Below are 12,737 nucleotides of genomic sequence, written 5' to 3'. Positions count from 1 at the left end.
ACTGGAAAATAGAATGATAATCATAAAAATGATATATAAAACATATGGAGAGTGAAGGAAAATTCAATAAACAAAAACAAATGAATACAATGAAGTAAATGGCGGCTGTGTTCCTCCAAATCCACATATACTCCTTCGAGAAAAGCAATGATGAAATTGATTCAATCAGCTAACGTTTATGACCTATTTCTTTTGCTTTCACTAGTAAAGTGATCGCTTCATGGGTCGGAACGATGTTTGGAAATTGGTTAACTAAATAACCATTTAAATAGGCTATTTCCGTCCGTTTTCCTGACTCGATGTCAGCAAACATGGAAGATTTATTCCGTGCTGTTTTTTCACAAATGGCTATCGTTTTTTCCCACATTTCTTTAGATGGTAAATTCAAAGCTTCACAAGCTTCTTCATTTAATTTCGCAGCAAGACGCTTCATATAGCTATTTTCCAAAATCTCACCGTTAAAACATTCAAATATAGCTGTTAACGGATTGATGATACAATTTATGACTAGCTTCTTAGCTTGCCTTCTTTCAATGTTTTGTTCGAAAATAACCGGGAATATCGGACTATTTATTTGCGCAACGAATTGTTTAACCGCTATATTCCTTTTATCATCCATGCTTCCAAGGGATAACTGTCCAGCTCCTTTTTGCTGAATTTCTGTATTGCCATACCGGGTAATGCCGTGATCGAAAACACCAATAAAAATGTTTGCTAGTATACCTTTAAGCTCATCTTCATCGATCATTCCATTTTGAACGAACACTAGATTACTAGACGCTTTCAGTTTTTTTAAGTAAGGATACAATGTTTTGGTAGCTGTTTTCTTTGTCGCAATAATGTAGAAATCATGCTCGTCAGATAAATCGGTATATGAGTATACCGGAATATGTATTTTTTCACCGTCTAGTTGGACACCTTTTTCTTTCAGTTCAACAAGCTGGTCTTCACGGCGAACATAACCTGTCACATCCAACCCACTCTTTGCTATGTGATGTGTCATAAACATTCCGACGGCACCCATTCCAATTACGGCTATATTCATATCCATTGCTCCCTTTTGCATTTCAGCATGCGAAATAAGTAAATTGATCATTCTATTCGATGTGAACGATTTCATTTAAATTCAATCTCCAATATACTATAATAATAAAGAGAAACAAAAGGAGGAACAAGCTTATGTCGGTAAAAGTTGAGAGATTATTGATAAACTTCCGTACGATTGAAGAATTCAAAAAGTTTAAACAGTATGGGATGCAAGAACTTTCGATGAAAGAAGATCTAGAACATGATATGATCGAAAACAATAGTGAATCTCCGTTTTATGGAATTTATTTCGGTGATTCTTTAGTCGCTCGCATGAGTTTGTATAAAGTTAAATCAAAATATGATTACTATTTTGAACCGAAACAAGATTATTTAGAATTATGGAAGTTAGAAGTGTTAGAAGGCTATCGAAGAAGAGGATTTGGTGAACAGTTAGTAGAATACGCTAAGAGCTTCAACCTACCTGTTAAAACGAACGCCAGAGTGAACTCACACGACTTCTGGGAACGAATGGGCTTTCAAGCTGCTCACTATGAAGTAGAGCGTGATTTTGGTGAAAATCCTTATATTTGGTTACCTGAAGGCGTTTCAGAGCAAGTTGATGCTAAGTAAATGATTTCTAATAATCAAAGCAATCCGGAAACCGATTTCAATTTCCTGACCCAACCTTTCGTTGGCCTGCAGGAGGAATTGACTCCAATTTCCGGATTTTTTAATGCTTATTGAATTTCTACTCTCAATGCAAGACTATTTTTCTTGTTCTTTTAAGGACTGAATCTTTTCTGATATTTCATTTAAAACTTGATTATACAATGCTAACTTTTTATTCAGTTCCTCAACCCTCGAATCGATTGAACCATTGTTATGTGGTTGTTGAGAATATTCACCTTTCAACCGTTCCAATTGACCGATGACTTCATCGAATGATTCAATTTTTTTGGTAGAATCTTTTCCTTGTTTCGTAAATGACTTGTTGCTTGAAGGCTCACTCTTCAAGTTTTTCCGATCTTCTTTTGCAAGAGCAATCGCCTTACTATATTGCTTCCTAATATTGGCATTCCACCGAAACCCGCAAGCCTGAGGTGTCCTCGAGAGTTTATTTGCAACCTCCTGGAACGCTTTCATCTGTGTTTTGCCTTCTCGTATGTACCGAATGACTGTTTCGGCTAATAATAAATCTTCATCTTTTGTCCATGAATCTTGACGAGTTACCACACATCTTCCCCCCTTAACCTAGCTACTGTATTAAATATTTATGCATAGGCTTAGGAAGATAGACGAAAAATATAATAATTATAGGATTGCTTTTAATTATTTGGAGAAAAATCGATTAACAGCTTCAATATGGTCTTCACTCTCCCAAAGCTTGCTGCAGGCAGCCACCTCTTCATCCATTTCATATTTCAATTGTTCAATGGAGTAGTGTCGCAACCATTGAGCTTTCCAACTTCTTAATTGTTCCACACTTTTTGATAGAAATATTGTTAATTCTTCGGCATGAGGTGCAAATTCATGATGAATAACTTTTTGTATAAATCCCGCTTCTTCTAATTCTTTCACACTTTTTATTGCTGATTCAATTTGCCAATAATGAGCCTGTTGAGGATGTATTCGTCTATAAAGTAACGATCCGCCTCCCCAACCGGTAGCAATGCCTAGGTTTCCTTGTACAAAACCATAATTGCCATTCTCTGATGCAAAGCGAAAATCACAGGCAGATGCAAGTTCCATACCGCCACCTCGCGCAGAACCGTTCATCCAGGCAAGCGTCGGAAAAGGAAGTGTTGCAATTCGATATAAAACTTCTTGCATCGATTTTAACAACTCATATGCTTCGTCAGCCTTTAAATAGCCATGGAAATCTTTTAAGTCGCCCCCTGAACAAAATGCTTGCTGTCCTTCACCTGTTATGACCAACAGTTTTATGTTGTCGTTATTCTCCAATTCGGTTATGTATTGAGCGAATAAGGAAACAACTTCTTTAGAAATCGCATTTCGTTTATTCGGTCGGTTGATCGTTAGTACCGCCAGACCATTTTCATATCGTTCATATTTCAATACTTGTTCCATAAAAGATTTCCCCCGTCATTTAATGTGCTATTCGAAGATAGAAGTGAATTTTGGCGTGCTGTCCCTGAATAGAGTGCTTCTAATCAAAGATAGAGGTGAATTTGGATGTGCTACCCTCGATTAGAACGCTCCTAATCAAAGATAGAGATAAATTTTGATACGCTATCCCTGAATAGAACGCTCCTAATCAAAGATAGAGGTGAATTTCGATGTGCTATCCCTGAATAGAATGCTCCTAATCAAGGGGAGTGCTTCATTTTTGTGATCTATCCACGAATAGTATGTACCCCAACAAATATTTTGAGCCAGTAATTTTAAAAAAGATGCCTCTTATTTGTAAGAGACATCTCATTTATTCTAGCTTTACTTTTCTACAACTTCTTCACCTTTGTATTGTCCACATTCTTTACACACGTGGTGTGGTTTCATCATTTCGCCACAGTTAGGGCATTCAACCATACCAGGTACATGTAGGTTTTTATGTGTACGACGTTGGTTTTTAACTTTTTTGGAAGTTTTTCTTTTTGGTACTGCCATGATTCTACACCTCCTCTAATGAATCAACAAACCCATTTCATCATTCATTGTTTTGATCTTTATCAAAAAATTTCTGTAACGAAGCTAGACGCGGATCTACCGGTTTATCTTCTCCGTTATCTTCTTCATGAGTGATTTCTTGCTGTTCGATATGGGTGTCTTCGGTTCGCATTTCCCAACCTTCTCCCTCATCTTCTGCTTCACTCAATTGTTCTTCATCACTATATACCCGTACAGGGACTTCCAATAAAATATTTTCCTTGATATAAGGCGCTAAGTCAAGTACTTCTTGCTCAATTAAGAAAATCTCTTCTTCTCCCGACGCTACATAATCCACTTTCGTGAAATTCTCTGTCGCATCAATCGAAAAAGGATACTTAACATCGACTAGCGTTCTTGCGCAAGGTAAAATCATCGTCCCTTTTAGGTTCAAATCAAATTGATAAACTTTACCGACCAATGTAGCTTCTCCGTCAACTTCCACATCAGAAATGCGACGAATATCATTATTCATCTCTTCCAAGTCAGAAACATCTAGACTACCTTGGAACGTGTAAGGTTCATGTGCTTTGATTTTTTGAAGCGGTATAATCATTGTTTATCACCTCAAGGCAACAAAAGTAATTTTAAAAGGAAATACACCTTTTGTCAATATTTTTTCTTAACAGCAGGAAAATATTTTTATCCATCCTTGATTTTTTCCTTTGTTTCCTTCTAAATTATACTTAAAGAATGAAGAAAGGGCGAGGAAAATGCGTACTTGTGGACTGATTGTCGAATATAACCCTTTTCATAACGGACATGCATATCACTTGGAACAATCCATTCATAAAACAAATGCAGATGTCACCATTGCAGTGATGAGCGGAAATTTTCTTCAGCGTGGTGAACCAGCAATTACTGATAAGTTTTCCCGAACAAGAGCCGCTTTAACAAGTGGTGTTGATTTAGTTGTTGAATTGCCTCATGTCTATGCCTGTCAATATGCTGATCTTTTTTCCAAAGGAGCGATCGCCACATTAGACGCTTTAGGTGTAGAACAAGTATGTTTTGGAAGTGAGTCTGGAAATATACAACCCTTTTTAGATGGCTATAATAAATGGTCTACTGGAAAGGCGGTTTTTGAAAAAACGTTAAAAGAAGCCTTAAAGAGCGGCTCTTCATTTCCACAAGCTAGCAGAGAGGCATACCGAAAGCTTAATCTAACCTCTGAAAATTTCGACTTGAGCCAACCGAATAACATCCTTGGCTTTAGTTATGTGAAAGCCATTAAAGAACTTAATGCTAACATCGAGCCCGTAACGGTAAGGAGAACTAAAAGTCATTATCACGATGAGGAAATCGAGTATTCAATCGCGAGTGCTACGAGTATCCGGAAAGAACTGTTCAATCAGCATCTCATGACTACTCACGCAAAGCAAGCGATGCCACAATCGACAGTCAACGAGTTAGAAACCTATCTACAAACAGCCGGGCGTTGGCATGAATGGGAGGGTTATTTCTCGTTACTTCGGTATATCGTCCAAGTAACACCGATTGAAGGTTTACAACAAATACATGGTGTTATTGAAGGTCTTGAGTATCGACTAAAAGAGACAGCTGATAAAGTGAATTACTTTCATGAATGGTTGGAACGATTAAAGACGAAGCGATATACATACACACGTGTTCAACGCGTGTTTGTCCACTTGTTAACCCAGCTTAAAGCTGAAGACATGCTTAAAGCTAGGGAAACCGATCAAGTCCCTTACGTAAGAATTCTTGGAATGAATGAGCAAGGCAGATCCTTTATCAATAAGCAGAAGAAAAAAATGACTGTGCCACTCATTTCAAATTTACAGCAAATGACCCATGAATTTTTGACAATTGAAGAACGGGCAACGAATGCTTATTATGCTGTCATTGAACCTGAAATAGCAAGGAAATTAAAAAAACAAGAGTTAACGGGACCGATCTTACTTTAATTTCCTTACAATCAGTCCATTGAAAGTATCAGTATGCATAACTTTAAATCAGCTTCCGATGAATAGAAAAATCGGAAGCTTTTTCATGCGTTCCATGCACCGCTTCCGATTTCCTATTTATTCTTCCTTTACAGGCAAGCTTTCCAAGTAATCAACAGCATCTTGAAATTGATCAATTGGTATAATTTTCATATCCGTTTCAATGTCTTCCGCCGTTTTTTTGGCCACCTCATAGTTAGAGCCTTTTTTTCCACCCTCGTTAGGAGCAAGAAAGATGTCAGCCCCTGCATCGTCTGCAGCTACTACTTTTTTATCAATACCACCAATCGGATAGACTTTCCCATCATAATCAATTTCACCTGTAGCTACAATTTGATAACCTTTCGTTATATCTTCATCTACAAGTTGATCGTAAACCTCTAAGGAAAAGATTAACCCTGCACTTGGTCCACCAATTCGGCCGCTGTCATAGGTCACCTCACGATCATGAACAATTTCACGATCGGTTACAAGCGAGATTCCAATACCAGGACGGTCAAGTGTATCACCTAAAGGAACTAATTCAACTTGTAAATCCATTTCCTTATCTTCTCGGCTGATTGTCAAATGCAGTTCATCACCAACTGATTTTGATGAAGTAAGTTCAATGACTTCTTCTGCCGAATTGACTTGCTGACCTTCGACTTTAACAATTTGGTCACCCGATTGTAATACTCCTTCAGCAGGCATATCTTCCATTACCATGCCGACATAAACACCTTGATAATTAATCGTCAATTCTTCTCCAGCTGCTTGAAAAGCGACAACTGTCGCTGCCTCTTGAGAACTTTCCATGAAGTGTAACTGCGCTTCCATATATTCATCTTGGCTGATTCCTTCTGGTCGGACATCTTCCAAATCATAAATATCAAAATATGGACGTATTTTTGCCATTAGATAAAAGAGTGGGGTTGCTTGCCCACCACGAACTGTTACAAGGTTCATTTCACCTTCGCTGTCACTACCTTCTTCTACTTTCACTACACCATCCAATGCCCGTATGTCACCTGGCTGATAAATGTAATAGTCCAATTTATAAAAGCTTAAAAAGAACGTAATCGCTAATGTTACCACTAAAACTAATATATGTTTTCGTCTAAAATACATTTATTGATCCTTCCAATCTGCAATCATTTTTTTGATGGGATCAAGATATTTGACAGCCTCAATCTCACCTTCTCGAATGATTTCTTCAATTTGGGTATAGTTTCTAGAACTATACTGATAAACATGCGGACGCATGACAACTTCAGCGTTCATGATTGCTTGCTGGGTAATATCATCTTGCATAATATCAATACTTTGCATAATTACATCATAAATCGTGTTTACATCGGAGTTGCTCTCAAACTTAGAGCAATCTACAGCAATGACCAAATCCGCTCCCATATCGCGGACGACAGAGATTGGAACACGGTCAATTACGCCACCATCAACTAGCATGCGGCCATCTATTTCTTCTGGTGCGAATATACCGGGAATGGAAATGCTTGCTCGTACAGCTTTCGCAACGCTACCTTCTTTCAAAACAACCTTCTCTCCACTATAAATATCTGTAGCAACTACATGGACTGGAATTGGAAGTTCTTCTAATTGTTTTTGATACGTAAACATTTGGATATATGTTTTGATTCGGTCACCTTGAATTAATCCTAATTTTGGAACAGTAAAATCCATAAAATATTTTAATTTAAAGGTCGAAGCGAGCATATATAAATCCTCAATCTTTTGGCCTGCACCATAAAAAGTCCCGACTAACGCCCCCATACTGGATCCTGCTATGTAATCAATCGGTATGTTCGCTTCTTCTAACTTTTTTATTACGCCTAAATGTGAGAAGCCTCGAGCCCCACCGGAACCTAGCGCCAAACCAATTTTCGGTCTTGCCATATGAACGAACTCCTCCACTCTTCGTCAGTTCAATGCATATCTGAATGATGTACAAGCGTATATTTGAACCAGGTAGTTATTTACAAGTTTATTTTACTATGTACAGGACTATTCGTACAGTCAGGGTACTTCAGGGAGGAACCATTGTGAAAGAACACATTAAATCACTCGTTATGGCAATTTCAGCTTCCTTTTTAGGTGTTTGTATTATTCTTTTTCCTGAACAATCCTTTGAGGCTTCCTTCCGAGGTATTCAACTTTGGATCGAGGTCGTCTTCCCTTCCCTGCTTCCGTTTTTTATTGTAGCAGAATTATTAATGGCATTTGGAGTCGTTAAATTCATAGGTGTTTTATTGGAGCCGATGATGCGACCGCTATTCAATGTTCCAGGGACAGGCGGTGTTGTGTTAGGTATGGGGTTAGCCAGTGGATACCCAGCCGGCACGAAAATCACAAGTCAGTTACGCAAAGAGAATGCGATTAGCAAAACAGAAGGAGAGCGTTTAATTTCCTTTACGAATGCTTCTAATCCCCTTTTTATTTTTGGTGCCGTCAGCATAGGGTTCTTCCAAAATGCTAAAGTAGGCCTACTGCTTGCAGTCAGTCATTATCTTGGCTGTATATTGGTTGGATTGTGCATGCGTTTTTATAAGAAGAATGAGCGCTCTAGCGGAAATCCAGAAAAAAACACAAAAAAAGAAGGTCTGCTTATCAAGAGAGCGTGGAAAGAACTCCACACTCACCGCTTGGAACATAAGCAGACACTCGGACATGTGCTCGGTCGAGCCGTCACATCAGCTATTCAAACATTATGTATGATCGGTGGTTTTATTGTTCTCTTTTCAGTACTGAATCGAATTTTATACCATACTGGTGTGACTGTTCAATTGGCAGATTTGTTGAACTCGATTCTATATCCTTTCGAGAATCTTACACAATTCACATTGCCAATCATCTCAAGCATATTTGAAGTCACAATCGGTTCCCAGTTGATTACACAAACAGAGCATACGACAATACTTGCCCAATTGATCGTTGTCAGTGGAGTTCTTGCATTCAATGGATTATCCATTCATGCGCAGATCGCTTCGATTGTAGCAGAAACGGATTTACGATTTGCTCCATATTTCTTTGCACGATTTTTGCACATTCTTTTTGCGACATCGCTAACTTACATTCTTTATAAACCGCTGTATATCAACCGTTTCTCGGAATCAACTAATGAACTACCGGTTATACAATCGGAACCAAGTCCAAGTTGGATCAGTCAATTTTACGAGTATTTCATTCAATTAGGACCCATTTTCACAACACTTACATTAATTATGTTTTGTATCTATATGATCTTCAAAGTTAAAAAAATGCCCTCACGTTGATTGGTCTATTGTTGATATTTTTTTCGTAGCGCACTTTCTACCGCTTTCGGTACCAAATCGGACACATCTGATTGATATCTTGCTGCTTCTTTTACAATACTGGAACTTAAAAAGGAATATTGGTTGTTCGTCATCATAAATAAAGTCTCTACCTCAGCATTCAACTTGCGGTTCATTGAAGTAATCTGCATCTCATATTCAAAGTCACTGACTGCTCGAAGGCCTCGTAAAATAGCTGAAGCGTTTTTTTCTTTGGCATAATCAACGACGAGTCCTTTACTCTCATCTGCAGAAACATTCGGTAAATCCTTTGTCGCTTCTTTAATTAGTTCAATGCGTTCTTCAACGGAAAATAGAGGAGATTTTGACTGATTCTTAAAAACAACAACAATCACTTCTTCAAAAATCTCAGCCCCTCGTCGAATGATGTCCAAATGTCCATTTGTGATTGGGTCAAAGCTTCCTGGGCAAACTGCTATTTTACTCATTTTCATTCCCCCTCTGATAATAACGATAAATGGTGATCGATGTTAAAGATGTCTTCGAAGATTGCTTTTCTTTTATAAGTTGGTCCGTGCTTTCAGGTAATGTTTCATCCTGATCATGTTCACACACAATAAGTGCATTGTCAGCTAACACATGTTCATCATGCAAACTCGCAAATAAATCGTCAAAGGATATTTTCCCATAAGGTGGGTCGAGAAATACATAATCAAATCTTTTACTTCTTTTACCGGCGGCTTTTATCGCACGAAAAGCATCTGTTCTGTATATCTCACATTGATCAGTTAATTTTAGCCGACGAATATTCTCTTTAATCAATTGGTTCGCTTGGTAGTCTTTGTCGACGAATATGACATGGTCCATCCCTCGGCTTAACGCTTCAATTCCTAAAGCACCGCTTCCAGCGAAAAGATCAAGAGCATTGCCTCCTTGAAAGTAAGGACCGATTGAATGGAAAAGTGCCTCCTTCACTTTATCTGAAGTAGGTCTCGTTTTTTTGTTCGATACTGTTTTTATCGGATGACTCTTGTATTTTCCAGAAATAACACGCATGTAATTCACCTTTTTAAGAGTTTAATGTATATCTTTGATTGTTTCGGTTAAAGATATTCACAAGAGCGGTATTAGAGGAACCGTTCTATACGGAGAAGTCTTATCATTCCCCATAAGTACTTCTTCCGGTTTCTCCTCTCCCTTTTTGTACTCTTTGTTATGCAAAGAGACCTTTTGCTCTTTTTCATTATGAAAAAGAGCTTTTTTTATGAACAAAAATGTAAGCGGTTAAATGTTTTACCTAAACAACTAACACATATTTATTGTATATCCATCACTTACAACAAAATGTCCTGCCATTCAGCAAATTCTTTTTCATTTTACCAAAAAGTCTGCTTTCTTGCGAATAAATTCACAAACTTCTTTTGACATGATAGATTATAGGAAGATTCTTACGTGAGACATGAAGTTAGACGAAACAATCGCGCACAATGAGGAGAATGATTATGGGACAACGATTTATTCAATTGGGAGAAGGCTACAGCGACTTTTTTGAATTAGTGACTCTCATCGAGCATATGCCACAACGGGTAATGCACTTATATGCTTTTCATACAAAAAAAGATGGTGAAGATCGAACTTCTTTAGCGGCATCTTTTCAACCGACCAAGCAAGGTAATTTCCAACCGATCTATATTTGTTTAGAAGGAATACCCCGCCCGAATGACGTTGATAAAAATGTTCGATATGAACAGTTTCAAGAACTAGCTGAAAAATATCAGCTCCAAATTGTCGAAATGGAGGTCCCTTCTTCTGATCAATATCATGAATTAACTTTATATTTTAATCAATTGATTTCTATTTTACGGCTTAACCATTTGCTTCCGCCGTTATAAGAGCATAAAAATAAGCTCCAAAGTGTATGTCGTACATACTGCTTTGGAGCTTTTTGTATTAACTAGTCCTTGGGAAGCTTTCCAACTCCCCTTGTCTTTTGATTGGCTTTTGCCGATGTTCAAACTCCATTTCAACTTCAGGTCTAAACGAAATATCCACTCGCTTAACGAAGTTATAGTTTTCAGCTTGCTGTTTCACATCCTCAAGCTCATCTTGATCTACGTAAATCAATGCGTATTTCTTTTTCTTAGAGGCATAGATTAAATGCCCTAAACGCTTTAATTTGCGCAAATTCTTCATATGTCTAAACCAAATAATAAGACCTTGTCGCTTTGTGAACATCATCTACCCCCACTTTTCACGCTATATCGTCTAACCATTCATTAGGAAGCTTGACAGCCGCATGAACCACCGCTGCCACATCCGCAGCCGGAACCGTGATCTTTTAATGCAAACCCTTCACGTGGCGCTTTTATGTTCTCACTAATTGAAGTGGCCACAATTTCGGAAACATCGTCCAATAAACCTTGCAGTGCTGTTTCTTTTTGACGAAATATGGCTACACGGTCGTGCATGTCGAGCTCTCTTTTCGTCCCTCGAATTTCCTTCATAATTTTTGTATAGTCTGGGTGGTAACGACCAAAGCGCTGCACATCTTCATAATCATCTTTCATCGCTACAAAATTATGAATGAGCTGTGCAGCTCCCTCGTCTTTATATAAAAGATCTTTCTCTATCTGATAAGCTTCATATTCTTCTGATTGCTTGATCATTTGACCAAGTTTCTCAGCTTGCTCGAGTAATTCAATAACTTCAATATTGGCTAGCACTCTGACACCTCCATAGGGCTATCATAACAAAATGAAAAGCATTTTACCATGCTTTTACTATTTAGAAGAAAGGGCCCATATGAGATCCCTTGTTTTGTCGCTTCGATTGATTTACTTGGTCTGATATGCGTTGAATTTGTTCCATCGTACTGGATAATTGTTTGACATGCTTTTCAATACGGTCAACATCCATTTCAGATAGTTTATGCAAAATATCTTGCCATTTAATTTTTTGGCTCGAATCTTTTTGTTCATCCCCCTCTGCTTTTGATTCAATGTCTTGTTGAAACAGGATAGCCGCTTCGCCATATTGATCCCACTCATTATAGAGTGATTGCCAATCATATCCGTCTTTTTTCAATTGCTCGAATAATTTTGGTTTTTCACGAACAAAATTACGAAACTCTTGGACCCGTTTCGGCAATATAATTCCTGACATTTTCATCCCTTCCCTTACATTGATGCTATATACTACGTACAATCAGGCGATTTGGTTCAAAGAATCAATTATGTCTAATTTGTTACACATTGCTGATAAATCCCCATTAACAATTGATTATTGATGAATTTCATACTATGATAATCTTAGTGAGAAGATATAGAAGAGGTGATTGAATGAAAATCGAGAACAAGAATTTTGATGGAACAGTAATTCACCAAGAACCGTTGACGCATATCATGGAGAAAAACGGCTTTGTGTTAGGTTCTCAGTGGGATTATGAACGTATGACTTTTGATTATAAAATAAACTCAACTTTAAAAAATGTTACTTACTACCTACGTGTAGCAGGGGAAGCCATTGAAGGTGACGTTGATTTTAAATCAGCAGTCATTCGTTTGAAAGAACCATACTTAGGTACACATTATTACCCACACGGTGTAGAGTATGGTGAAGATGAAGAATACCCTCAACAAGTATTGGACAAAGTTGATCGGGTTATTCAAAAGCTTGGCGATGACTTACAAAAATATATGGAAACTCATTAAATTAGTTTTAGTGAAAACTTCATTTCATTCAAATACAGAATGGAATGAAGTTTTTTTGTTTATACTGATTTAAAAAGAGCAATTACATTTTTTTGTTGCTACTT

17 protein-coding genes are annotated in these 12,737 nt (G+C 37.7%); 5 read left to right on the top strand and 12 right to left on the bottom strand.

Annotated elements, in window-relative coordinates; genetic code table 11:
• Positions 1 to 169 precede the first annotated feature (169 nt).
• The gene (locus KC820_RS01360) at positions 170 to 1,120 is read right to left on the bottom strand and encodes a ketopantoate reductase family protein (RefSeq protein WP_212367357.1); all 951 of its coding nucleotides are present in this window, start codon (positions 1,118 to 1,120) and stop codon (positions 170 to 172) included.
• Positions 1,121 to 1,179: 59 nt separating this feature from the next.
• Between KC820_RS01360 and KC820_RS01355 the strand changes: the two genes are divergently transcribed.
• On the top strand, positions 1,180 to 1,659 hold the full coding sequence (locus KC820_RS01355) for an N-acetyltransferase (protein ID WP_212367356.1): 480 nt from the start codon (positions 1,180 to 1,182) through the stop codon (positions 1,657 to 1,659).
• A 135-nt stretch (positions 1,660 to 1,794) separates the two neighbouring features.
• On the opposite strand, the gene KC820_RS01350 is transcribed toward KC820_RS01355, so the two are convergent.
• The 4 genes from KC820_RS01350 to KC820_RS01335 form a co-directional block, all read right to left on the bottom strand.
• Positions 1,795 to 2,262, bottom strand: coding sequence for an RsfA family transcriptional regulator (locus tag KC820_RS01350; protein ID WP_212367355.1), 468 nt, complete (start codon positions 2,260 to 2,262; stop codon positions 1,795 to 1,797).
• Between the two features lie 96 nt (positions 2,263 to 2,358).
• Positions 2,359 to 3,117, bottom strand: a complete 759-nt coding sequence (locus KC820_RS01345) for an enoyl-CoA hydratase/isomerase family protein (RefSeq protein WP_212367354.1) — start codon at positions 3,115 to 3,117, stop codon at positions 2,359 to 2,361.
• Positions 3,118 to 3,480: 363 nt separating this feature from the next.
• On the bottom strand, positions 3,481 to 3,654 hold the full coding sequence (rpmF, locus tag KC820_RS01340) for a 50S ribosomal protein L32 (protein ID WP_144159674.1): 174 nt from the start codon (positions 3,652 to 3,654) through the stop codon (positions 3,481 to 3,483).
• Positions 3,655 to 3,694: 40 nt separating this feature from the next.
• Positions 3,695 to 4,249, bottom strand: a complete 555-nt coding sequence (locus KC820_RS01335; protein ID WP_212367352.1) for a YceD family protein — start codon at positions 4,247 to 4,249, stop codon at positions 3,695 to 3,697.
• A 157-nt stretch (positions 4,250 to 4,406) separates the two neighbouring features.
• Between KC820_RS01335 and KC820_RS01330 the strand changes: the two genes are divergently transcribed.
• Positions 4,407 to 5,618, top strand: coding sequence for a nucleotidyltransferase (locus KC820_RS01330; protein WP_212367351.1), 1,212 nt, complete (start codon positions 4,407 to 4,409; stop codon positions 5,616 to 5,618).
• 117 nt (positions 5,619 to 5,735) lie between these two features.
• On the opposite strand, the gene KC820_RS01325 is transcribed toward KC820_RS01330, so the two are convergent.
• Together KC820_RS01325 and KC820_RS01320 are read right to left on the bottom strand one after the other, a co-directional pair.
• Positions 5,736 to 6,764: a SepM family pheromone-processing serine protease gene (locus KC820_RS01325; RefSeq protein ID WP_212367350.1), complete on the bottom strand. Its 1,029-nt coding sequence runs from the start codon at positions 6,762 to 6,764 to the stop codon at positions 5,736 to 5,738.
• Positions 6,765 to 7,547 (bottom strand): patatin-like phospholipase family protein, encoded by a 783-nt coding sequence (locus KC820_RS01320; protein WP_144087638.1) that lies wholly within the window; start codon positions 7,545 to 7,547, stop codon positions 6,765 to 6,767.
• A gap of 146 nt (positions 7,548 to 7,693) precedes the next feature.
• Between KC820_RS01320 and ylbJ the strand changes: the two genes are divergently transcribed.
• Positions 7,694 to 8,923: a sporulation integral membrane protein YlbJ gene (ylbJ, locus tag KC820_RS01315; protein ID WP_212367349.1), complete on the top strand. Its 1,230-nt coding sequence runs from the start codon at positions 7,694 to 7,696 to the stop codon at positions 8,921 to 8,923.
• Between the two features lie 5 nt (positions 8,924 to 8,928).
• On the opposite strand, the gene coaD is transcribed toward ylbJ, so the two are convergent.
• Both coaD and rsmD read right to left on the bottom strand, forming a co-directional pair.
• Positions 8,929 to 9,411, bottom strand: coding sequence for a pantetheine-phosphate adenylyltransferase (coaD, locus tag KC820_RS01310; protein WP_212367348.1), 483 nt, complete (start codon positions 9,409 to 9,411; stop codon positions 8,929 to 8,931).
• A complete protein-coding gene (gene rsmD / locus KC820_RS01305) occupies positions 9,404 to 9,988 on the bottom strand; it encodes a 16S rRNA (guanine(966)-N(2))-methyltransferase RsmD (protein WP_289037237.1) in 585 nt (194 codons plus the stop codon). The genes coaD and rsmD overlap by 8 nt, the downstream gene beginning before the upstream one ends.
• A 437-nt stretch (positions 9,989 to 10,425) precedes the next feature.
• Between rsmD and KC820_RS01300 the strand changes: the two genes are divergently transcribed.
• The gene (locus tag KC820_RS01300) at positions 10,426 to 10,815 is read left to right on the top strand and encodes a DUF7147 family protein (protein ID WP_144087634.1); all 390 of its coding nucleotides are present in this window, start codon (positions 10,426 to 10,428) and stop codon (positions 10,813 to 10,815) included.
• 58 nt (positions 10,816 to 10,873) lie between these two features.
• Here the strand turns inward: KC820_RS01300 and KC820_RS01295 are convergent, their stop codons facing one another.
• The 3 genes from KC820_RS01295 to ylbD all read right to left on the bottom strand — a co-directional run bounded on the left by KC820_RS01295 (position 10,874) and on the right by ylbD (position 12,085).
• The gene (locus KC820_RS01295) at positions 10,874 to 11,158 is read right to left on the bottom strand and encodes a YlbG family protein (RefSeq protein ID WP_236782462.1); all 285 of its coding nucleotides are present in this window, start codon (positions 11,156 to 11,158) and stop codon (positions 10,874 to 10,876) included.
• Between the two features lie 41 nt (positions 11,159 to 11,199).
• Positions 11,200 to 11,646 (bottom strand): YlbF/YmcA family competence regulator, encoded by a 447-nt coding sequence (locus KC820_RS01290; RefSeq protein ID WP_144087632.1) that lies wholly within the window; start codon positions 11,644 to 11,646, stop codon positions 11,200 to 11,202.
• A 61-nt stretch (positions 11,647 to 11,707) separates the two neighbouring features.
• Complete coding sequence (gene ylbD, locus KC820_RS01285; RefSeq protein WP_186279517.1) at positions 11,708 to 12,085, bottom strand: spore coat protein YlbD; 378 nt, start codon at positions 12,083 to 12,085, stop codon at positions 11,708 to 11,710.
• A gap of 176 nt (positions 12,086 to 12,261) precedes the next feature.
• Here ylbD and KC820_RS01280 point away from each other — a divergent pair, with 176 nt between their 5' ends.
• Complete coding sequence (locus tag KC820_RS01280; protein ID WP_144087630.1) at positions 12,262 to 12,633, top strand: YugN family protein; 372 nt, start codon at positions 12,262 to 12,264, stop codon at positions 12,631 to 12,633.
• The last annotated feature ends 104 nt before the right edge of the window (positions 12,634 to 12,737 follow it).

The sequence above is a fragment of the Allobacillus saliphilus genome (assembly GCF_018138385.1).
In the GTDB taxonomy this organism is placed as follows: Bacteria; Bacillota; Bacilli; order Bacillales; family Alkalibacillaceae; genus Allobacillus; species Allobacillus saliphilus.
The sequence above is the reverse complement of the archived record's forward strand: the minus strand, read 5'-3'. Positions and strand labels throughout refer to the sequence as shown.